Origin of the sequence: Lysinibacillus composti, from assembly GCF_016908465.1 — a bacterium.
GTDB lineage: Bacteria > Bacillota > Bacilli > Bacillales_A > Planococcaceae > Ureibacillus > Ureibacillus composti_A.
Map to the genome: position 1 here is coordinate 1 of NZ_JAFBDY010000012.1, position 23973 is coordinate 23973.

Below are 23973 nucleotides of genomic sequence, written 5' to 3' on the forward strand. Positions count from 1 at the left end.
GATCAACTAACTCTATTTCAAAAACTATTACTTTTATTTTAAAAGAAAAAAGACTGTAGGCAAACTCGAAATTTCGAGTTTGTCTACAGTCTGAAATGCTCTTCTATATTATGAAGAGCATTTTTTAATGGAATCACTTCTAAGTAACGAATCCTTTTAGTTTACATAATATCATTATTTGTTTCTATTTCTTTTTTGCAAATATTCTTGACGTTGTTCAGTTGGGACCATGTCTCCCCCTGTTGACCAAACGATGTGTGTAGACTTAGTCATTTTTTCAACAAGATAAGTTGCTTCTAAATAGTCTTTACCCTCTTTTACCAATTGAATAGGTCCAAAAACACCTGCGTGTGCTGATGGCTCCATGAAGATATTCTCTTGTTCGTACATCCCTATTAAACTATCGAATAAGAAATCATCATCTACTGTATAACAGCCACTAATGATTGGGTCCATCATCTTTCCTACGAATTTTGAAGCACGTCCTACGGCAAGCCCATCTGCTTCAGTTACATTTGTTAATCCGATATCTGATACTGCAATTTGGTCGTGTAATCCTGTCATCATTCCTATTAACATACAAGGCGATTGCAATGGTTCACCAAAGAAAATGTGTACATGCTCTCCATAAATTGCTTTTAATCCATATGCAACACCACCAGGTCCACCACCGACACCACACGGTAAATATACAAACAATGGATGGTTTTCATCCACCTGAATATTTACTTCTTGTAGTTGTTTTTGAAGTCTTAATGCTGAAACAGCGTACCCAGAAAATAAGTCAACTGAATTCTCGTCATCAATAAAATGACATGTTGGATCTAACTCCGCTTGCTTTCTACCTTCTTCTACCGCGAGGCTGTAATCTGATTCATATTCAATTACATGGACTCCCTTACTACGTAACATTTGCTTTTTCCAAGTTTTAGCATCATGTGACATATGTACGGTAACTTGAAAACCTAATTTTGCTCCCATAATACCTATACTTAGCCCTAAGTTACCCGTTGAACCAACTGCAATTTTAAATTGACTAAAAAATTCTTTAAAAAATGGATCCTGTAATTTTGCATAATCATCATGAATTGAAAGATAACCATGTTGTATTGCTAAGTTTTCAGCATACTTTAATACCTCATAAATTCCACCTCGCGCCTTAATGGATCCTGAGATTGGAAGTGAATGGTCACATTTTAATAAAAGCTTTCCAGGTAATTCAATTTCATACTTTGCTTCAATTTGCTTCTGCATAGAAACAATTTCTTTAATCGGCGATTCGATAATTCCTTCCTGTTGAGATGTTTGAGGAAATGCCACTTTTATATAAGAAGAAAATCGTTGAAGTCTTGTAGCCGCATCTTCTACCATATCAAAAGTAAACTCACCGTTATTCAATAGTTGATTTTGTTTATTCGGATTAATCCATAATACTGGTTCCCCTTTCCTCACATCACCAAGTAAAGGGAAATTTTTAACCAATTTATATATATTTACATTTTCCATCAGCTTTTTGCCTCCTTTTTTGCAATTATTGCACGTTCACAAAGTGTTCGAAAATTTTTTTCGAACAAAATATTATTTTCCTCCGTGCGCTTTTTTGGACCTTTTGTTCTTCCACCAGCGCGTCTGAATTTTGCACTTTCATAACGAAATGTGAGCAACTGATCAATGTTGCCTGATGTCATTTCCCTTCCATTTTGATCGATTACATAAGCCCCTTTTGCTAAACACATTGCAGCTAACCCATAATCTTGTGTAATGACGATGTCAAACTTTGAAACCGTATTCACTAGCTTAAAATCAACGGAATCAGGACCTTTCGGCACCATAATTGTTATTGCATTTTCTCTCTCAATCCGATGTGATGTATCGCAGAATAAGATTGTATTAATCTCATATTGTGATGAAATAGATAGCGCCAAATCTATAACAGGACATGCATCTGCATCGATAAGTAATTGTAAAATAAGTCTTCACCATCCAATCAATTTATTAGTGAAAAACAGGTTAAATGTTTTTTTAATATAGTAATAATTTCATTATATCTAATTGCGGTATTATTATCATCTAAAAACAAGATTGAATAGTTAGAAAAATCTTAATAACATAAAAGCAACAAAACATTTGGAGGGTTACACAATGACGTTAGAAGTATTAAGCAAAAAATCAGCAGCACAGCAGTACGTTGACTCAGTATTTGAACAATTAAAACAAAAAAATTCACATCAAGTTGAATTCTTACAAGCCGCAGAAGAGATCTTTATTTCACTTGTACCAGTGTTTGAACAACATCCTGAATATATTGAGCACAACATTCTTTCACGCATTGTCGAGCCAGATCGCATCATTTCATTCCGTGTAACATGGCAAGACGATCAAAATCAAGTTCATGTAAACCGTGGTTACCGTGTTCAATTTAACAATGTAGTTGGACCATACAAAGGGGGACTTCGCTTCCACCCAACTGTTAATGAATCAATTATGAAATTTTTAGCATTTGAACAAATCTTTAAAAATTCTTTAACTGGTCAACCTATTGGTGGCGGTAAAGGTGGTTCAGATTTCAATCCAAAAGGTAAATCTGATTCTGAAATTATGCGTTTCTGCCAAGCCTTCATGACTGAATTATACCGTCATATTGGTCCAGATGTCGATGTTCCTGCAGGAGATATTGGTGTAGGTGGACGAGAAATTGGCTATTTATGGGGTCAATATAAACGAATTCGTGGTGCTTATGAAGCTGGCGTGCTTACAGGTAAACAACCAGGATATGGCGGTTCATTAGCTCGTAAAGAAGCTACTGGATACGGTTTAGTATATTTCGTTGAGCAAATGCTACTAGATGCAAACGAAACTTTCGAAGATAAAATCGTTGCTGTTTCTGGTTCAGGTAATGTTGCAATCTATGCGATTGAAAAAGCTCAACAATTTGGCGCTAAAGTAGTTACATGTTCAGATTCATCTGGCTATATTTACGATCCAACAGGTATTGATTTAGAAGTCCTAAAAGAAATCAAAGAAGTTAAAGGCGATCGTATCTCAACTTATGTAAACTATCGTCCGAATGCAGTCTATACTGAGGGATGCACTGGTGTTTGGTCAATTCCATGTGATATTGCCCTTCCTTGTGCAACACAAAATGAAATTAATGGAGATTCTGCTCGCACATTAATTTCTAACGGTGTTAAAGTAGTAGCTGAAGGTGCAAACATGCCATCAGATTTAGAAGCAATTAATGAATTCTTAAATAATGGTATTTTATTTGGCCCAGCAAAAGCAGCTAATGCAGGCGGTGTGGCTGTATCTGCCCTAGAGATGGCACAAAATTCTAGCCGTATTTCTTGGACATTTGATGAAGTAGATGGAAAATTACGTAACATTATGAAATCAATTTATTCTGAAAGTAAAGAAGCAGCTGAAAAGTACGGTTACGCAGGCAATTTAGTTGTGGGAGCTAATATTGCTGGTTTTGTTAAAGTAGCAAATGGTTTACTAACTGAGGGTGTATATTAATATATAGTTTGTATTAAGTTGAAGTACATTTTACCTATAGCATCTTAAAGGGGGATGCTTAGGTGAAATGTACTTCTTTTTTTGTAGCACATTTACTTGTTGAAGTTCCGTTGTTTGTTTCTAGGTAACTTATCATATTTTTTATTATAAATGTCTTACGCCCAAACATGCTTCATAAATTACCATGAGGTGATGACATGAATAAGCTGGAACATCCAGTATATGATGAAAAACTGAATCCCCTTTTAAGCATTTGGACACAGCCTAAAAAAACAATTAGTTATGTGATTAAACACAAGAGTATATCTTATGTAATTTTATTATTAAGTATTTGTACGATTGGTAGCATATGTACTAGTTTAATTGACAGTGAACTATACCCACATATCCCTATATGGGGAATAATTGCTTTACTTCTCATACTTTCTCCTATTGTTGGAATTCTTACAAACACAATTTACACCTTTATTTTTATGTTATTTGGTAGGCTTTTTAATGGAATTGCAACCTTTACCGATCTTTTTAAAGCCCTTTCTCTTGTCTATATCCCATACGTAATATTAATCCCCTTTTATTTAATATGGATGATTGTTGATTCAAAAAGCTTGTTTTATCCTGATTTTGCTGATTCAATCGCCTTCCCTCTTTTTGTACTATTCCTTACCTTTATTGTATTTATTTGGTCTTTTGTTCTATCCGTTATTGCAGTTGCTGTAACACATAACATTTCTTACTGGAAAGCAATCCTCGCCATTTTACTCCCTACTATCCTATTATCTATTTTAATGTTCATTATCATATTTATGTTTATTTTAATTATTATTATCATGGGGGTTTCATTTGCCTAACTATTCCCATCTAACTCGAAGTTGTTTTATAAAAGGTCCTGCTATTTCTTTGTCATTCCGATTAAAACGAAGCTGGCAGGGCTTTTTGATTTCATTTATTAAAAAGTGTTCAATATTGTCCAACTATTCTAAATTTCAAAAATATGGTACAATTTATCTTCATTAAGTCGGATTTTAAGATGAATTAATTCTGCTTCTAAAATACAAAATCCGGACGCAATTACGCGAAGTCGCAATTGATTTAACATATTGTAATAAAAGGAGGAATACCTATGACAAATGTTGTACGTAGTGAAGTAAACATTAAAGAAACTTGGGATTTGACGCATCTCTTTCCATCAGACATTGCGTTTGAAGAAGCATTAAACAATGCTATTCACGATGCAACTACTATTGAACAATCATATAAAGGAACTATTAAAAACGCATCACAAGTGATCAAAGTTTTACAGGCTTATGAACAATTACTTAATAAATTAGATCCTATAGGAAACTACAGTAGTCTTGCATTAAGCGTAGATCAAACAGATGAAGTAGCACAAATGCGCGCTTCAAAAGTAGGTCAAACTTACTCAAAAATTAACGCTCAGCTTTCATTTATTAAAAGTGAATGTATAGAGCTTAATGAAACTGTTTTGATAAAAGCAAAAGAGCAAGCCCCTCAGTACACAATATTCATTAATAAATTAATTCGTCAAAAACCATACCAACTACATCCTGAAGCTGAAAAAGCTCTTGCTGCTTTTGGTACCACTTTCGAAGCACCATACGAATTATATAACACTACAAAATTAGTTGATCTAGAGTTTCCAAATTTCGATGCAGAAGATAAAAGTTATCCTTTAAGTTACAACTTATTCGAGGGAGATTGGGAAGTTGAAAATAATACTTCTATTCGCCGCGCTGCGTTTGATGCGTTTTCGAAAAAATTACGAGAATATCAACATACAACTGCAAAAACCTATGATACTCATTTAAAAATCGAAAAAACAGAGGCAGATTTAAGAGGATATGAGTCAGTTTTCGATTTCCTATTGTTTAAACAAGATGTTGACCGAAATCTATATAACCGTCAGATTGATTTGATTACTACAGAATTAGCTCCACATATGCAACGTTATGCGAAACTTTTACAAAAAGTCCATGGCCTTGATCAGATGACTTTTGCTGATTTAAAAATTTCATTAGACCCATCCTATGAACCTAAAATTACGATTGAAGAATCTCGCAAATATATGAAAGACGGATTATCCATTATGGGTGAGGATTATCGCAGAATGTTAGATTTAGCATTTGATGAACGATGGATTGACTTTGCACAAAATAAAGGGAAATCTACTGGTGCATTTTGTGCCGCGCCCTATGGAGCACACCCGTATGTTTTAATCTCATGGACTAGTCGTATGAATGAGGTATTTGTGTTAGCACACGAGTTAGGACATGCTGGTCATTTTTATTTAGCTAATGCGAAACAAAATATATTTAATGCTGAACCTTCTCTATATTTTATTGAAGCTCCATCAACGATGAATGAAATGTTAATGGCGAATTACTTATTAGCTAATTCTAGCGATGCACGTTTTAAACGTTGGGTTATCTCAACCATTATCTCTCGCACATATTATCATAATTTTGTTACCCATTTACTAGAAGCAGCATATCAACGTAAAGTCTATGAGCTTATAGATGAAGGTGGTAGTGTGAGTGCTAGTATTCTTAATAATATTAAAAGAAAAGTATTAGAGGACTTCTGGGGTGATGTTGTCGAAATTAACGAAGGTGCAGAACTAACTTGGATGCGTCAGCCTCATTACTATATGGGATTATATCCGTATACTTATTCAGCAGGTCTAACAATTGCAACACAAGTTTCTCAAAGAATCCTTCATGAAGGTGATGTCGCTGTTCAGGATTGGCTACAAGTATTAAATGCAGGTGGTACAAAATCACCTGTTGAACTTGCCAAGATGGCTGGTGTTGATATAACAACAGAGAAGCCATTACGTGATACAATCACTTACATTGGATTGTTAATTGATCAACTAGAACGATTAACAGAAGAGATTGAAAAATAATTAGGAGGCATCTTGAAGGTCGGTCATGTGCCACGCCTTCAAGATCCCTATTTATTTATAAATATTTATAGTTTATTCTATTTGTTTAATTGTTGCTGATATAGAGTAGAAACACCAGTATTAATGGCAGCGTCACCTACTGCTTTAGCCACAACATTCGCTACACGTTCATCCAATGATTTAGGGATAATAAAATCTTCGCTTAATTCCTCATCTGATACTAATGATGCAATGGCTCTCACTGCAGCAATTTTCATTTCTTCATTAATATCAGTTGCTCTTACATCTAATGCACCTCTAAAAATACCAGGAAATGCAAGCATATTATTAACTTGGTTTGGATAATCTGAACGGCCTGTCCCCATGATTCGTACACCCCATGCTAGCGCATTTTCATAAGTAATTTCAGGATTTGGATTTGCCATTGCAAATACAATTGGATCAGCATTCATCGATTTAATATGCTCTTCAGTTAATAAATTTGCTACTGAAACTCCGATAAATACATCTGCACCAACTAACGCCTCATCAAGACTTCCACGTAAATTCTGTGGATTTGTATGTTTTGCTATCTTGTCTTTCATTGGGTTCATGCCATTTTCTCGACCTTCATAAATAATGCCAGTTGAATCACACATAATCATATTCTTATACCCAAGTTGTAATAATAAACGCAAAATAGCAATACCAGCTGCTCCTGCACCATTAATCACAATTTTTAAATTTCCTTGTTCTTTTTTTACGATTTTTAGTGCATTTATTAACCCCGCTGCTACTACAATTGCAGTTCCGTGTTGGTCATCGTGAAATACAGGAATATTAGCTTCTTCACGTAATCTCGATTCAATTTCGAAACATCTTGGTGCTGAAATATCCTCTAAATTAATGGCACCAAAAGTAGGAGAAATCGCTTTAACAATACGCACAATTTCATCCACATCTTTCGTATCTAAGCAGATTGGAACTGCATCTACATTACTAAACTTTTTGAGTAGTAATGCCTTTCCTTCCATTACAGGTAGTGCTGCTTCTGGACCGATATCCCCTAAACCTAATACTGCTGTACCGTCTGTTACGACCCCAACTAAATTTCCTTTGATTGTATAGTCATAAACTTTGGTTGGATCTTTTGCTATTTCAACACAAGGGGCTGCAACACCAGGAGAATATGCCAAACTTAAATCGTGCGTATTATCAATTGGAACTTTCGGGCTTATCTCCATTTTCCCATTATTTTGTTTATGCATTTCTAATGATTTTTTATTCAAGTCCACACGCGCCACCCTTTCAACAACAATAGTTTTCTATAGTTTTGTATGATATTTCTTTATTAACTTAAAGTCAATTCAATTTGCGTAAAATTTACGTTTATATTTTAGTATTTCTTCGTTTAAACAATAAATTCATCTATTGTGTGATTTTTCACAAAATAACAACCGCAGAATTGTACAAAAAAATTATTATATCAAAAAAAACACAGGGAAACGCTTCCATTTTATGAACCCTTGTATAAGTACTAAGAATATGTGAATAAATACACGTTTTACTTTCTTATTCTATATATGAAAATATTCACAAACTTTTTTTGTTTTTCAGATGAATTACGATTCAGTTTGTCACAAAATGTTCATAATTAATTGATTTAATTTTTTATATCCCCTTCTGATTTACTAAAATGTTGTTTTGAATTTTACATTTTTTGTCCATATTATAAAGAAGATTTTCTCTATGGAAGGGGAATATATGTGGATTTAAAACCTCAATTTTATATTGAACTAAAAAAAGGAATCGATTTCATTGGTGATATTCATGCTTGTTTTGATGAATTTATCACTTTACTGAACTTACTTGGATATGTTCAAAACAAAGATGGCCTTTACGTTCATCCGGAAGGAAGAAAATTTATGTCTGTTGGTGATGTCATGAGTAGAGGACCAGAGTCTTTAAAAACAATGATCTTCTTTCAACAACACGTTGAACAAAAATTAGCTTATATGACTGATAGTAATCATGGTTGGAAAATCGCACGCTGGCTTGATGGGAGAAAAGTGATACTAAAGCATGGCGATGAAAAAGTAGAAGAGGAATTTATTGAATATGAAAAACAGAATGGAAGCGACAGAACGAATCGATTAAAGAAGAAATTAAAACACCTACTTTTAAACGCGCCATCACACTACGTTATCGTAAATGATGGGAAACAGGTGGCTGTTTGTACCCATGCAGGTATTAAGGATGATTTCATCGGGAGAGAGTCTTCTGGCATTAAAAACTTTTGTCGCTATGGAGATGTTTCCGGTGTTGATGAAAACGGAAAACCAATTCGTAAAGATTGGTTTCAAAATCGCCAGGGGGATTTATTAATAATTTGGGGGCATGATCCAAAACCAGAGCCTTTAATAGTTAATCAATCAATAAATATTGACCAAGGTGCTGTGTTTGGTGGTAAATTGACTGCTTACCGCTATCCAGAAGGAGAATTTGTGTTTGTAAAAGCGAACAAGGATTACTCGAACTCCCCGCATAACCCGATTTTGTCGAAATAATAAACATCTTCATTAGAAATCATATAGTTTAAAGATGCAAAAAATATTGAGTAGTAAACAGCACAGTCTAATTTGTGAATAAAATTATCCCAACAGCGAAACAGCAATTTAATTTAGTAAAAAAGCTTCCAAAATGCGAAATTTCCACATTCCGAAAGCTTACTTAAGGTTGGTAGCCCAGTATATTAGTAATGATCAATTAGTAATGGTAAGAATTCTTCAGACACGTATGTTTTATTTGGTTCTAACAATGCAGGAGCATTTTCGAATTTTCGGATTGATTTATTGTAGCCATAGTCTAAAGATCCACGAGTAACGGTGAAGGAAACCGCCCCTTTCGAAATAATGGCACCCTTCCCTGTTGACTCGACTTTAAATCCGAGCTTCTGAGCAACTAAACGAAGAGGAATCATTTTCACACCATTTTTTACATAGTAGTCTTCATTTGCGATTTTAATAGCTTGATCGAGATCTGAAAGTTCTGATTCTAAAACTATTATTTTGCTCGGTGAAGTTTGTGCTGGATAGCTTTCTAACACTACATCATAGAAAATGACAACCTCTTTATTCACCAAATCACTAGCCAATAATTTCTTACCTGATAAATTAGAAATAATTGTTTCATCATTTACTGTTATGATTAAATCCTTTTTTTTGTTAAGAAAATCTTTGTCAAATTTATCTACTTTAACAGTACCAGTTTCTTCTGTTTGGACTATGACCATTTCTGGTGCATATTGTGGAGGATAAATTAAAATCATTGGTTTATTTGAATCTACATAGGCCGTAAATTGCATACCTTCTTTTAATTCAATCTCTTTCCCACTGTTGTCAAGCATGATCGTTTTTTCATCGAATGTAAAGCTATGTGTTTCATTCCCTTTACTAAATTCAGCTAAAAAAGTCCCATTTTCATTCTTAGTAATTTTGGAAACAGTTCCTACAAGTTGTAAGAAGTTAGTTTCAGTTTCTTTTTCAGTTTGGACTGACTGAGTATTTACCGTTGAAGCCTGTGCGCTTGTCGCTGTAAACACACTGCCACAAATCAATGTTGTAGCCAATATTGCTGAATACGCTTTTTTCATTTTTCTCTCTCCTTTTCAATTACTTCGTACAATTAGTCGACCCACATTTGAAAAGGTTACACATTTATGGAAAGATTTGAATATAAAAATGCCTCCAAGTCCTTGGAGGCATTAGTATTATTATTCGTTTTCACCAGTTTCAATGTCGTATTCTGTAATCCAATCACTAAAACTTCCGATATAAAGTCGAATATTTTCATATCCTTCATCAGCTAGTACTGCATATAATGGTGACGCTGTTACTCCAGAACCACAATAAACAACTACCTCTTCATCTTTTCCTACTTTTTGTAGAAGCTTTTCATTAGCTGCTATGTGTGTTCCTTCTTTTAACTGTTCCCAATCGAAGTTTTTAGCTGTAGGTATATGTCCTGCTTTAACGTCAATTGGCTCATTCTCGCCACGATAACGGACTGCTGAACGTGCATCGAGTAAAGTCGCTTGTTCCTTCTTTTCAACTATCGATTTCACATCTTGTCGGTTCGCATAAATGGATTCATCCCATTTTAGCGTTACAGAAGAACGATTAAAGGATGAAATTGCATCTGTCAATTTAAATCCAGCTGCCCGTAACGCTTCAAAACCGCCATTCACTACAAAGACTTTTGAAAATCCGGCATACTTCAGCATCCACCAAGCTCTTGGAGCAAAAGGAGCACCACCTTGATCATAAACATAGACAGGTTCATTCGGTGTAAGTCCTGCTTCTTCAACTAAATTTTGAAGTTGCTTTTTAGATGGCATTGGATGACGGCCTTCTGATTTCGACATATCTGATAAGTCACGTTCTAAGTGCCAATAAACTGCACCTTCTATATGCGATTCATTATAACTTTGTTGTCCCCATTGTTGATCTTGTAAGTTAAATCGAGTATCGATAAAACGTGCATTCTTCTCTTGAATCTCAGTTGCTTTTACAAAAACTTTCCCCAAAGTTATACCCCCGTTTTTTGTAATTCATGGAAGATTTCCTTCCAAGTAGCAAGTCTACTTTCTTCTTGTAATAATAGACGTTCTGTTTCGATTTGTTGTATCGCTTGATGTTGAATAAACTCTCTTAACTTTTCCGCTTCGTCTTCAATGAATTTAATTGCCCATGTGTAAATATTAGATTTCTCATTTTCTACATAGCTTTGTGCATCAGGTTTTGTTAATTCCTCTAATGCTTCTTTCAACTTCTCTTTTTCATTCTTTTCAAAGAATGCTTTTGCATTTTTGAAATATGATTTAACAGAACTATATTTAGCTATGTTTTCGAATGGTCCTTTAAAATCTAATAAATCTGGTTCATCTGACTCAAATGCTAAAAATGAGAAGCTTGTATTTAATTCTTTTAATGAACGAACATCATCTTTATAGCGATCTTGCATTTTCTTTTGGACAAATTGAGCTAGTCGGAAATTAGTTACTCGAAGCTCTTGAGCAAAGTCAAATCGTAAAGCACTTAATGTTTCCTTTAATGCAACATCTAGTGCAGTTTGTGCTGGCATCGCAGCAAATGTAGACGGATTATAACTTTCTCTAAAGAAATCAGGATAACGATAGTAAACTCGTTGCATAACGTAGTACAGTAATTCATCTAATTCTTGTTTTACATCACTTTCTACCATATTCGTAGACGTCGTACTATACGTTTTACGGATATATTGTTCTAATTCTTTCAACTCTGCTAATCGTTCATCTTTACGCAATAGGTTTTGCTCAGTTTGTTTAATTAAGCCATGTAGTCGTTGATGAGTCTTTTCGACTTCTTCATGCAATGCTTGAATAGCTATATTTGCTAAATCCTCGTTTAAGAATTGGTGGAATGCCTGTTCGAATGGAGCCATTCCAGATTGTAGATCCTTCTGTTCTACCTTTTCGTGTAGAGCATTTAAACTTGATACCCCATATAATTTCGGGAATCGAATACCGAAACGTTGAAGCTCATTGCGTACATAGTCTTTAACATCTTCTTCTTCTTCTTTAGTTGATGCTAGGTCAATTGCATTAACGACGAAGAACATTTTATCTAGCTCAAATGCATCTTTAACACGACCTAATTGAATTAAAAATTCGCGGTCTGCTTTTGCAAAAGCGTGATTATAGTACGTAATAAATAGAATTGCATCCGCATTTCGAATATAGTCAAAGGCAACACCTGTATGTCTTGCATTAATTGAATCTGCTCCTGGTGTATCAACAAGCGTAACACCCATTCGAGTTAAAGGAGAATCATAATAGAAATCAATATTATCTACAAAACATGAACGATTTTCTTGCGCAACGAAGAGTTCGAATTCATCACGGTCCACACGAATGGTTTGGCCAAGTTGTGACTTGTATATTGGATAGCCTTGGGAATAAGCTCGAATAAATGATTTGTGAACATTAAGTCGCTCATCTTTTAATTGTACTTGTAATCCTTCTTCTGCACGGTTAAGTGCTTCGTCTAATGAAGAAATCGATAAACCAATTGCTTCATATGAATTTTTAATATCTTCTAGTAATTGTTCCGCTGTTTTTAATTGAACATCAGCAGTTTCATGCGGGTGCTCTGGTGTTACAGGTCGTATTTTGTTAATAGCAGCAGTTGTTGGGTTCGGTGAAACAGGTAATACTTTTGACCCCATTAACGCATTAGAGAAACTAGATTTCCCTGCACTGAAAGCACCAAATAAAGCAATAGTGAAATCTTTTTGCTGTAAGCGTTCAACTTTTTTCATTAAATATGTTGCTACTTCTTGGAATCCATCAACATTTTTAACTAAGTTGGCCGTACGAATAGCAGCTTGTACCACTTCTTCACCTTTACCTGCTAACTCTGACACTTCATTTTGTAAATTTTGCACTTCTTGTATTTTTTCTTTTTTTGGTGCTAACATGGCTGGATCGAATGGACGAATATCATTTAGCGCTTCCTCAAATCCTTTTTCCCAAACATGAGATTGCTGTTTTGCACCATCTCTTGTTTCCTTCGAAGCTTTTATTAATTGTTTTTCAGAAAACTCTTTTCGTTCATCCATCTCTAAAATTTGATGAATTGCTTTTACTTTATTTTCAATTGCTTTTAATTTTAATTGCACAGGTGCAGATATGTTTTCAGCAACTGCATTTAATACCAATTTTTGCTCTTCTCTCCAAACTTCTGTCTCTTGTACAAAATAGCGTTTCGTTGCTTCTGCCACACGATTTGCAAAGTTTAAAACTGCATCTCCTGTGACAAGTGCATCTTTTTGTACTTGGTTCTCAATTAATGAGAATGGTACATCATATTGTATTTGATCAATTGAATTAGCAAGCTCATCCGATAGAGCACCAACGTCCTTTAATGATTGCTTCATCAATTGCTTGATGTGACCAATAATTTGAGATTTTACAACTACTTGATATTGATCATATACATCTTGGATACGGCGATTTTTTTCTTCCTCAGTTTTCTTTTTAGCAGTGAAAAGTCCCCCTACTTTAAAGCCAGGCTGTTTACTTTCTAAATAAGCCCGTAATTTTTCACGGAAATCAGCAGGGATAATGGCTGCATTTGAAAGTAGCTCGTTCCGCTTTTCTTTAAAGGTTTCATTCCATGTATCAATTGAAAACAATTCTGTTTGTAATTTCAGTTTTTCATATTGATCTAAAATGTCTTCTCTATTTTCCCAATCTTCTTCAGAGATTAAGTCCTCAAAATCTGTTTTTCGTTGTAATTTTTCTTCCTCTAAAAAGGCGATATGTTCACTTTGTAACTTTTCCAGTGTACTTTCTGCAGTTAAAACAAGCTGTTCTTGCCAATTGTTCATAGAATCCATCACGATTTTCTTTACATGACTGAAATCATTATGTGGGTGGTCAAATTGACGTAATGATGTAAAGAATATGCCTTTTGGTTCTACTCCCCATGCAGCAAATGATTGCTGTACAGATTGTTTAAAGTCTTCAAAAGAGAGTTCTTGCTCTTTATGCTTATCAATTTGGTTTACAATTAAGTAAACGTTTGGATTATACTTCATTAATTGTTTTGTGAATTGGAAATTCAATTCAGATTGGACGTGATTATAATCCATTGTATAAAATACAACATCTGCAATATGCAGCGCTGACTCTGTAGACATTGCATGCGCATCATCCGTTGAATCGACACCTGGTGTATCCATTACTGTCACACCAAGAGGTAGTGCTGAGCCAGAGTGACCAATTTCAATCTGAGATACTAGATCGCCATTTTTACTTAGTTCTTTTACTGTTTTAAAATCGTACCCAGCTTCAAACTTTACTGGTTTGTCGTGATGCATGTAAACAATTGCAAAATCTTCTTCTGATTTATGAACTTTTACTATGTTTGCACTTGTTGGTATTGGACTTGCAGCTAAAATGTCTTCTCCTGATAGTGCATTAATCATACTTGATTTCCCAGCAGAGAAATGCCCAGCAAACCCGATGACGTATTCCTTTTGCAATAGTTTTCGTGCAAAAAGATTTAACTTCTCCATACGCTCTGTATCTTCATTATTTCTATAAATTATGTATTGAACAGCCGATCGCTGAAGTAGCTGTTGTAATTTGTCTTCAAAAGTACTCATTCACAAATGCCCCTTTGCCTTATTTTCGTCATATTTATATATAATATCATGGTTTGAATACAAAATCGGCTATTAAATAAGAAAAAAATCTAATAATATAATTATTTTTACTAAGTTAGGAAAATATTTTGCTCTAGAGGGGGCATGTTTGAGGTTGTTATAAGATTTAACATTATATTTTTTGGAGATTATTCGTTTTATTAACTTTTTTATAGACTAAGTTCTTTACTTTGGATTATGACTCTCTTGGGGGTTCCATTTTTATTTCACAGTTCTTTTTAGCACATAAGACCCAATTCCTATATAAATAATCACTGTTGCACAAACAAATAAATAGACCATTAGTCAATCCCCTTCCCAATATTGATAATCATTTTCAGTTGCATTTACTAAATTATAATGAAAAATTCACACATACGTCAAGTTACACTTAAACTCTTTTGTTATAATGTAGAAATAACATGAAACGAGATGAAAAAAGTCAAAAAAGGGTGCATTCGGTGATTACTTCAACAACCATTGAAACAATATTAAACAGCACAATTCAAGCTTTGAATACCATTTTAACAATGAAAATTGATTTGCAATCCCCTTCTTATACACTCGAACCTTTTTTACAAGAAGATATTGGGGTACAAATAGGTCTCACTGGGGATATAAACGGGAAAATACTAATAGATAGTACTTCATCTACTTTTAGTGCTATAGGCGCAAGAATGTTTGGCATTCCAGTTGAGGGAGATATGCTAGTTTCCTTTACTGGGGAATTTGGAAATATGTTTGCTGGCCATTTTAGCACTCATTTAGTACAAGAATTCGCTAATATCGATATTACTCCACCTACCGTCTTCGATGGGAACTCAACTATCTATGGATTTGAAAAGGCCTTTCTTCTACCTCTAACAATCGAAAATGCAGGTAAAATGACTATATTATTTACAATTGATTAGGATTTTGACTAAAAAGTGTTTTTTCACTTTTTTGCCATTAATAATGTAAACACACTAATTTTTTATGATTGGTGTGTTTTTTTTATTCCAAAAGATTCAAATATGTGTATTTTTTACGTTTCACATTAAGTTCACATTTCATATGCCATAGTGTGATTTTTATCACATCCTGTGAAAACGTTTTTTTATATGATGAGTTCATGAAATATATTTTCTCAAAATTAGGAGGGACTTTCATGGCAAACCATAAAAAATCTGATGAAAATTTGAAAGGTACTTTATATGCTACTTTCGGTTTAGGAATTTTCATTATTATCGTTTGGGCTCTATGCTTCAATTTATTTATTGATCGTTTTTAACTTAATTTATTTCTTTTTATAGGAGGGAACAACTTATGCACATACACAAGTATGAGAAGTGGTGGCTTTCGTTTGGCGCAGCCATGCTAGTTGCATTCTTAGTCATTGTAGGTGTGAGTGCTTTCCATAACGGAACTCATCCCAATAATTCAAAATGGACAATTAATTATGAAAAAGTTGATGAAATTGCACCGTTCAATCAACCTGGTGTTCACAAAGTAGAAGGTAAAGATTGGGATTATGAAGTAGTTTTAGTGGCTTCAGCTTTCAGTTATAACCCAATGAATATCGAAATTCCTGTTGGTTCAAAAGTAAAATTCATTGCTACAACAAAAGACGTTATTCATGGTTTTGAGGTTGCAGGAACTAATATTAACATGATGTTAGAACCTGGCTACGTTTCAGAATATGTAACAACTGCCGATAAGGTTGGAGAGTTTTTAATCGTATGTAACGAATATTGCGGAGCAGGTCACGCAATGATGTATTCTAAATTAATGGTGGTGAACTCAAATGACAGCAGTAATCACTAAGGATAAAAAGGTCACTCATAACAACAAAGGAAATTCAAAAGTAATTAGTAGTACAAAAGTTGATCGTAAAGATGCAAAACTTGCATTAGCTCATATAATGGTAGCATTCATAGCATTATTCGTCGGTGGTCTTTGTGGGTTACTTCAAGTTTTAGTTCGTTCTGGTCAATTCAAATTACCTTTTGGCATTGGTTATTATCAAGTATTAACTGTACATGGAGTATTATTAGGACTCATATTAACAACATATTTCATTCTAGGTTTCCAAACAGCAGCAGTAAGTCGAACTGCGGGTGCCCTTTCTAACAAGCAACGTAAAACTGGTTGGGTTGGTTTCTGGATCATGACAATCGGTATGTTAGCAGCTGCTACTATGGTACTTTTAAATGAAGCATCTGTACTTTATACATTCTATGCACCACTTCAAGCACACTGGATTTATTATTTAGGTTTAACATTAGTAGTTGTAGGTTCTTGGATCGTAGGTTTAGCTCAAAGTTTACGCTATATTCAGTGGCGCAAAGAAAATAAAGGTCAAACATCACCACTTCTTTCGTTTATGGTTGTTGTAAACAATTTAATGTGGTTTGTTGCAACACTTGGAGTTGCAGCTGAAGTATTATTCCAATTATTACCTTGGTCGTTAGGATTTATTGAAAGAATCGATGTATTATTAACTCGTACTTTATTCTGGTATTTTGGTCACGCTCTAGTTTATTTCTGGTTATTACCAGCATATATGGTTTGGTATGCAATCGTTCCAAAAATTGTTGGTGGTAAAATTTTCTCTGATGCCCTTGCTCGCCTGTCATTTATGCTATTTTTACTTTTCTCAATTCCTGTTGGTGTTCACCACCAATTAACTGAGCCTGGTATTGATGGTTTCTGGAAGTTTGTTCAAGTGGTTTTAACATTCTTTGTTGTTATTCCGTCACTACTTACTGCATTCTCTATGTTCGCAACATTTGAATTACGTGGTCGAGAGCTAGGTGCTAAAGGAGTATTTGGTTGGTTTAAAAACTTACCTTGGAATGATGTACGCTTCTTATTACCTTTTATCGGCATGGTTGCGTTCATACCTGGTGGTGCTGGTGGCCTTGTCAACGCATCTTATCAGATGAACCAATTAATTCATAATACTATTTGGGTAACAGGACACTTCCATTTAACAGTAGCTACTACAGTTGTCTTAACTTTCTTCGGTACAGCATATTGGTTAATCCCACATCTAACTGGTCGAAAATTAACGAAGAAAATGAACAATTTAGGAATTGTTTCAGGTATTTTATGGTCAGTTGGGATGGTCATTATGTCCGGTGCTATGCATATTGCAGGTTTATTCGGTGCACCTCGCCGTTCTGAATACTCTACTTACGGTGGATCTGAGCAAGCTACTGAATGGATTTCTTATCAAGTCGCACAAGCAGTTGGTGGTACAATATTATTCATCGCGATTTTATTCATCATTGGAATTGTCGTAAACTTACTTTGGTTCGCACCTAAAGGCGAAGAAGAGTTCCCAATTGCTGAAGTAGCTGAAGGTGCTGAAAAAACTCCTGCTCTCTTAGAAAACTTTAAAGTATGGGGAGTTATCTTAGTTGCATTAATCCTTATTGCTTACACTATTCCATTAATTGATATTGTACAAAACTCACCACTTGGTTCAAAGGGTTACAAATTCTGGTAATAATGAAAGCTGGAAACATCTATTTAATTCCGCGTCTGCGATAGCGCTACGTCCTCTGGTATAGCAGAGATGATTCAACTATTGTGATAAAATAATCCATTGTTAAAAACGTATTTACCCCCTCCCCTACTTATTGTTTGGGAGGGGTTTTTTTGATCATTAAATACATGTCCCACTAGTTTTATAACGCTCTTTTACTTAGACATTGTATTACGACATCAAAAAGTTCTTCAATAGTTAATAGTTCGATAAAATTATATTTAAAATACCTATCTATCACAAGAAAGATTCTCTTGTGCAAATAAAAAGACTGAGTTAAAAGTTGCAGTAACCTTTAAATCAGCCATTAAAGTCCCTATCTATTTATACGAAAAGTTTAATAGTTTTATGAGAAGAACTTGACTACCCCAACACTAAGTTGCGGGAATAACCAGAGTATCACTACGTCGATTGTCATTATTATGATAAATGGCATTAGAGGCTTAATCATTTTTTCAGGCAACACATTTCCTACTTTTGATGCAACAAATAAACTTAACCCTACCGGGGGTGTTAATAGACCAATTGTTAAATTTACAATCATTATAATGCCGAAATGTACCGGATCTATTCCTATTGAAGTTGCAATTGGTAGTAGAATTGGCGTTAAAATGATAATTGCCGAAATCTCATCAATAAACATCCCAACAATTAAAAGGAAGATAATAATAACAAACATGACTACGACTGGCTGCAAGTTTAATTCAGAAATGACGGACGCTAATTCATGAGGTAATCTCTCGATTGTTAAATAGAAGCCAAAAATAGAGGCCGATGCAATGATTACAGATAGTGTTGATAATACAATAACCGTTTCTAAAATAATCGTTCTTAAAACATTCCAAGTAATTTTCTTATAAACAAACTTCCCAACAAGGAACCCATACACAACCGCGATTACAGAAGCTTCGGTTGGTGTGAAGAATCCTCCATAAATTCCACCTAAAATAATGATCGGCATTAGTAATGCTAAAATTGAACCTAATCCACTTTTCCATACTTTCGAAAGATTAAATGTTTCCGTGCTACGAATCTCGTTTTTTAGTGAATAAATATATACCCAAACCATTAAAGTAATCCCAATAAATATCCCTGGAACAACACCTGCAATAAATAAATCACTGACTGATACACCTGCACTTACCGCAAATAATACCATCGGAACACTAGGCGGAATGATGACTCCAGTTGTACCTCCTGCTGCTTGGACAGATGCAGAGAATTCACGATTATATCCCGCTTTTACCATTGCAGGAATTAGTAAACCTCCTACCGCTGCAGTTGTTGCTACAGCTGAACCAGAAAGGGCCGCAAAAAACATACAGGCAACAATAGACACATGAGCTAGTCCACCACGAAGATGCCCTACTAGGCTAGATGCAAATTCTACGATTTTATCTGAAATTCCACCATGCTCCATAATCTTTCCAGCTAAAATGAAAAAAGGTGCAGCCATTAACGGGAATGAATCTAATGTCGTAAACATTCGATGAGGAACGGTACTTAACTCAAAACTTCCAGTAAGTAATACGATGATAATTGTTGATAATCCTAGAGCGACTGCGATTGGAACATTTAAAAAGAATAAAATACACAATAAGACGAATAGAAGTATACTCATTCATTCACCTCAAGGTTACGACTTTTATTTATTCCTTTTAACAATAGGTCAATAATGTTAATAATTTGTAGAATGGCACCAAGTGGTATGGCGAAATATACTAATGACATTGGTAAATGTAGAGCTGGAGAGGTGTTAGTCATGGATTCCATAGAAAGCTCAAATCCAGTAATAATAAGTATAATCGCAAAAGAGATACTGACCATTGCCCCGATTATTGCAAAAACATTCTTGGCTTTGATGTTAAATTTATTTACTAATACCTCAATACTAACATGTGCTCCGTATTGGTAGGCAAAACCACTTGCTAAAAAGGACACCCATACTAATATATACCTCGCTACTTCTTCAGTCCAAGAAAAGGAAAAACCAGATATTGCACGAGATATGATTTGGAAAAATACTAGGAGTACCATGATCACGAGAAATGACATCGCGACATATTCTGTAACACGATTTAATTGACGTACAAAAGAATGATACATATGTCCCTCCCTCTAGAGTTTAAAGAGGCCCCTTATTGGTAAATGGGGCCTGTTGAATAAAATCTTTACTCTTTAATTTTAGATATATACTCTGCAAACTTTGATTCATGTTTATCGTAAACTGGCTGAACCGCTTTTCTGAAAGCTTCCATGTCAATTTCATCTTGTTCGATTATTTTTACGCCATTGTCCGTCATAATTTTCTCTGCACTTTTTTCGTATTCAGGATAGATTGTGCTATGGTAATAGTCGTCACTTTCTCCTACGACCGTATCCAATTTCCCGCGTAAGTCGTCACTTAGTTCGTCATATTTATCTAAATTCATTACTAGTACACCTGCACGATAACTAATTCCAACTTTAGATAAGTGCTTCGTAACTTCGTATAACTTACCACCAGTCATTGTTACGTTTAATGGATCTGTCCCGTCAACCACACCTTGTTGGATTGAAGTGTATAGCTCAGGATATGGGATTGGTACAGGGTCAGCACCTAATGCACGGTATGTGTCCATAAAAATCTCGTTTTCTAATGTACGTAATTTTAACCCTTTTAAATCTTCTGGACCGTAAACATCGTGTTTATTATTAGAAATGTTAGCGATTCCATAATTCATGAAAGTTAGAATCTTTAAACCTTTTTCCTCTGCTTTTGCTTTTAGTTGATCTCCCACTTCACCCTTTAATACTCTTTGGGCATGATCTAAATCATCAAAAAGGAACGGCATGTCTAAAAAAGCAACGTCTTCAACAAAGTTAGACAGTGCACCACCAGTTACAAAGGCAAAATCAATTGTACCTGCACGAACTTGTTCCACCATTTCAACTTCGCCACCTAATTGAGCACCTGGGAATACTTCTATAGTTACTTGGCCATCAGTTGCTTGATCAATTCCTTCTGCCATTTTTTCAGATAGTAAATCTCCTGGGTCTCCTTCAGGTGCTGCATGACCAAAACGATAAACAATTTCTTTAGCTTCTGACGAAGTCGATGTTGCCGTATCGTCCTTAGAAGAACTTCCACAAGCAACTAACAAAATTGAACACATTACAATAGAAAAGAAGATTAATAGTTTTTTCATAGTCCACCCCGATTAGATTTTATTTAACGAATAACATAAAATTAGTTCAAATAAAGGAATACTACTCTCAAACCTCCCTTCAACATCTACCTATTCATGATTGCTAAGCTGAACACAGCTAAAAGCTTCATATACAATATTCTGACTGACTAAGAGGAAATGAAGTGGAAACGTTTACAAACTTCAAATTTCATAATAATGAAAATTTTATTACAATTCGAGTTCTTTTGTTACATAACATTTTTATGGAAAGTAGAATAAATTCCAACAAATACTTACGAATAGCAAAATGAGAGGTTAACATTTATTGAGGGAGTTTCTTGACAAATTTCATCTTAAACTGAAATTTAGAAATACAGATCCGGATTAAATCTTTCCGAAATGATCTTCAATAAAAAAAGCGAAATGCCACATTTGGACATTTCGCTAAATTCTATTCGATTGGTGTAACTGGTAAAATTTCAATAAATTCAGTTTTCACTTTTTGTTCTTCTGGATTTAACAGAATATGAATTTCCCCATAATCATTAGAAGTACGGATGAGCCTTCCCATCCCTTGTTGCAAGCGAAGTTGCATAAATGGTAATTCGACTTCCTCAAAGGCATTTTCTGAAAAGGAACGTTTCGCATCAAATAGTGGATCATGTGGTGGGAACGGTAAGTCAAAAATAATAACCCTTGTTAATGCTTCCTCAGGTAAATCAAGACCTTCCCATAAATGATACGAACATAACGTTTTAATGTCCCCATTTTGGAAGTCTCGAATAATTGCCGATAATTCACGGTCCCCTTCAAATGCTGTCGATAATCGAGCCATCATTGGAAGTTTAGCTTTGAATTCTAACATTGATTTTTTCGACTTAAATAAAATTAATGTTTGTTTTTCATCCCGTAAAATTTGCTCTACTTTTTTCACTTTTTCCGCTTGGTTTAATGCATGAAGATAGATTTTCATCACTTCTTCATAATCAAATGGAGAAGGTACACTAAATGATTGATACTTTGTAATTCCTAAGCTATAGGCAATATAAGAAAAGTCTTTCTTAACCGATAATGTAGCAGAAGAAAATACAATTGGTAATTTCTTAGAGAATAATGTTTCTTGTAACACTTCTGTGATTAGTCGAGGCATGATGACTAATGTTTCCTCGCCATCCGTTTCTTCCAACCAATCGACTGCATCACCCTGTGCGATGAAGATTCGGATTGAAGCAACGTATTGTTCTAAAAATTCCTCAGCCATATTTAACTCATACTCAGGGATCATATAAAGTTCTGATTCGAACACAAACTCTTCTAAAAGCTGTTCCACATCAGCAACCAGTTGCTTCCCGAGTGCAAGTAATTTCGTAGATTTTTTGATTGTTTTTCGTTCTTCATCAGATCGGACGATATCATCACGTAGTTGATCAAAAAATAGTTCATGATCATCCTGTAACTTCTCCATTGCATATAGCGTACGTTCACGAACTCCATCAACCATTAATCTCTCTAATAGATTCAAAATCGTATATCCTTGAACTTTATAAGTCATCGCTTTTTGTGCAGCATATTCAAGTAAATGTCCTTCGTCTAATACAATCATTGATACTTCAGGTAATAAAGTTAACTGACCTTCACGTTTACGTGACTCTTTTGTCGCTAAATGTTCCATCAGGAAATCTTGAGAACATATTATTAAATCTGTAGACATGCGATAATTTGCACGATGTAATGTTTGGCCACAACGATTGCGCATTTCACAAACACCACATTGCATTAACGAGTTATAGTTAACTTTTTGCCAATCTTCATCACTTACCGTTGGATAATCGCTACGTGCACCGAACAATTGCGCTGATTTCATTGAACCTTGTGCATATACGCCTTCTGGAATTGAAAATGCGATATCGTCTATCCAATCATCAACTTCTACTTTTTCAGCTTCCTCGAAACGTTTAAGACATAAGTATTGATCTCGTGATTTAGCAAGCCGTACATCAATATTTAATCCTAAATGGTCACGAAGTTTGTAAATATCGCCACCTTCTTTAACAAGCTGGTCGATTAAAGTTTCATCAGCACAGGCAATTAATGCTGGTTTCCCAGTGTATCGTGCATAAGAAATAGCAGGTAACAGGTAGGCGATCGTCTTTCCTGTTCCAACACCAGCTTCCGCAAATAATACATTTTTTTCTTTTAATGCTTGCTCGATTTGATACGCCATAAAAATCTGTTCATCACGGCATTCAAATCCTTTTTCTGGCAATTCATCATATAAAACGTCGCCGATCCAATCCCCTAGAGATTCAAAGAACGACCGATCTTTAGATAATTCAAATGGTAAAGACTCTCTCATTTTTGTAACTCCTTCATATAGATGTCTATTTTTTATAGACATTGAAGGAGGTGTCTCATACTACAATGAGACACCTCCTTTGCGATTTACTATCCATTTTACCTTGGCGTCATTGCGTCCCGATTTCGGACTTGTCTAGACGATCAAGTCCACTACGAAGTCGCATGACTCTCGCCGGAGGCATAATCTTTGTTCAGTGGGGAGTTCTACGCCCTCTAAACGAAGATTAACATCGCAAAATATATTTTATCTT

18 protein-coding genes are annotated in these 23973 nt (G+C 34.9%); 8 read left to right on the forward strand and 10 right to left on the reverse strand.

The genetic code is table 11. From position 1 onward, the window contains the following. Positions 1–174: 174 nt before the first annotated feature. Complete coding sequence (locus JOD29_RS12725) at positions 175–1506, reverse strand: D-serine ammonia-lyase (protein WP_124764892.1); 1332 nt, start codon at positions 1504–1506, stop codon at positions 175–177. Beyond that, on the reverse strand, positions 1506–1970 hold the full coding sequence (locus JOD29_RS12730; RefSeq protein ID WP_124764894.1) for a YaiI/YqxD family protein: 465 nt from the start codon (positions 1968–1970) through the stop codon (positions 1506–1508). The genes JOD29_RS12725 and JOD29_RS12730 overlap by 1 nt, the downstream gene beginning before the upstream one ends. A 172-nt stretch (positions 1971–2142) precedes the next feature. Between JOD29_RS12730 and gdhA the strand changes: the two genes are divergently transcribed. The 3 genes from gdhA to pepF all read left to right on the forward strand — a co-directional run bounded on the left by gdhA (position 2143) and on the right by pepF (position 6439). Next, entirely contained in the window at positions 2143–3516 is a 1374-nt protein-coding gene (gene gdhA / locus JOD29_RS12735; RefSeq protein ID WP_124764896.1) for an NADP-specific glutamate dehydrogenase, read from the forward strand. Between the two features lie 197 nt (positions 3517–3713). Then, positions 3714–4364: a YIP1 family protein gene (locus JOD29_RS12740; RefSeq protein ID WP_124764898.1), complete on the forward strand. Its 651-nt coding sequence runs from the start codon at positions 3714–3716 to the stop codon at positions 4362–4364. A 272-nt stretch (positions 4365–4636) separates the two neighbouring features. Continuing rightward, positions 4637–6439: an oligoendopeptidase F gene (gene pepF, locus JOD29_RS12745; RefSeq protein WP_124764900.1), complete on the forward strand. Its 1803-nt coding sequence runs from the start codon at positions 4637–4639 to the stop codon at positions 6437–6439. Between the two features lie 77 nt (positions 6440–6516). Here the strand turns inward: pepF and JOD29_RS12750 are convergent, their stop codons facing one another. Beyond that, entirely contained in the window at positions 6517–7713 is a 1197-nt protein-coding gene (locus JOD29_RS12750) for an NAD(P)-dependent malic enzyme (protein WP_124764902.1), read from the reverse strand. 471 nt (positions 7714–8184) lie between these two features. Here JOD29_RS12750 and prpE point away from each other — a divergent pair, with 471 nt between their 5' ends. Beyond that, a complete protein-coding gene (prpE, locus tag JOD29_RS12755; RefSeq protein ID WP_240033609.1) occupies positions 8185–8985 on the forward strand; it encodes a bis(5'-nucleosyl)-tetraphosphatase PrpE in 801 nt (266 codons plus the stop codon). Positions 8986–9170: 185 nt separating this feature from the next. Here prpE and JOD29_RS12760 read toward each other — a convergent pair whose 3' ends face one another. The 3 genes from JOD29_RS12760 to JOD29_RS12770 all read right to left on the reverse strand — a co-directional run bounded on the left by JOD29_RS12760 (position 9171) and on the right by JOD29_RS12770 (position 14626). Next, entirely contained in the window at positions 9171–10070 is a 900-nt protein-coding gene (locus tag JOD29_RS12760) for a stalk domain-containing protein (RefSeq protein ID WP_124764906.1), read from the reverse strand. Between the two features lie 120 nt (positions 10071–10190). After that, positions 10191–11003: a sulfurtransferase gene (locus tag JOD29_RS12765; protein ID WP_124764908.1), complete on the reverse strand. Its 813-nt coding sequence runs from the start codon at positions 11001–11003 to the stop codon at positions 10191–10193. Positions 11004–11005: 2 nt separating this feature from the next. Beyond that, on the reverse strand, positions 11006–14626 hold the full coding sequence (locus JOD29_RS12770) for a dynamin family protein (protein WP_124764910.1): 3621 nt from the start codon (positions 14624–14626) through the stop codon (positions 11006–11008). A gap of 461 nt (positions 14627–15087) precedes the next feature. On the opposite strand from JOD29_RS12770, the gene JOD29_RS12775 reads away from it, so the two are divergent. The 4 genes from JOD29_RS12775 to JOD29_RS12785 all read left to right on the forward strand — a co-directional run bounded on the left by JOD29_RS12775 (position 15088) and on the right by JOD29_RS12785 (position 18155). Beyond that, complete coding sequence (locus JOD29_RS12775; RefSeq protein ID WP_192894223.1) at positions 15088–15576, forward strand: chemotaxis protein CheX; 489 nt, start codon at positions 15088–15090, stop codon at positions 15574–15576. Positions 15577–15812: 236 nt separating this feature from the next. Continuing rightward, a complete protein-coding gene (locus tag JOD29_RS20625; protein WP_275579652.1) occupies positions 15813–15935 on the forward strand; it encodes a hypothetical protein in 123 nt (40 codons plus the stop codon). Positions 15936–15970: 35 nt separating this feature from the next. Beyond that, complete coding sequence (locus JOD29_RS12780) at positions 15971–16468, forward strand: cytochrome c oxidase subunit II (protein ID WP_124764914.1); 498 nt, start codon at positions 15971–15973, stop codon at positions 16466–16468. Continuing rightward, positions 16449–18155 (forward strand): b(o/a)3-type cytochrome-c oxidase subunit 1, encoded by a 1707-nt coding sequence (locus JOD29_RS12785; RefSeq protein WP_124764916.1) that lies wholly within the window; start codon positions 16449–16451, stop codon positions 18153–18155. Before JOD29_RS12780 ends, JOD29_RS12785 begins: the two co-directional genes overlap by 20 nt. A gap of 385 nt (positions 18156–18540) precedes the next feature. Here JOD29_RS12785 and JOD29_RS12790 read toward each other — a convergent pair whose 3' ends face one another. From JOD29_RS12790 to JOD29_RS12805, 4 genes are all read right to left on the reverse strand, one after another. Further along, a complete protein-coding gene (locus JOD29_RS12790) occupies positions 18541–19815 on the reverse strand; it encodes a TRAP transporter large permease (RefSeq protein ID WP_124764918.1) in 1275 nt (424 codons plus the stop codon). After that, entirely contained in the window at positions 19812–20300 is a 489-nt protein-coding gene (locus JOD29_RS12795; RefSeq protein ID WP_124764920.1) for a TRAP transporter small permease, read from the reverse strand. Before JOD29_RS12795 ends, JOD29_RS12790 begins: the two co-directional genes overlap by 4 nt. Positions 20301–20365: 65 nt before the next feature. After that, positions 20366–21382 (reverse strand): TRAP transporter substrate-binding protein, encoded by a 1017-nt coding sequence (locus JOD29_RS12800; RefSeq protein ID WP_124764922.1) that lies wholly within the window; start codon positions 21380–21382, stop codon positions 20366–20368. A 433-nt stretch (positions 21383–21815) separates the two neighbouring features. Beyond that, on the reverse strand, positions 21816–23720 hold the full coding sequence (locus JOD29_RS12805; protein ID WP_124764924.1) for an ATP-dependent DNA helicase: 1905 nt from the start codon (positions 23718–23720) through the stop codon (positions 21816–21818). Between the last annotated feature and the right edge of the window lie 253 nt (positions 23721–23973).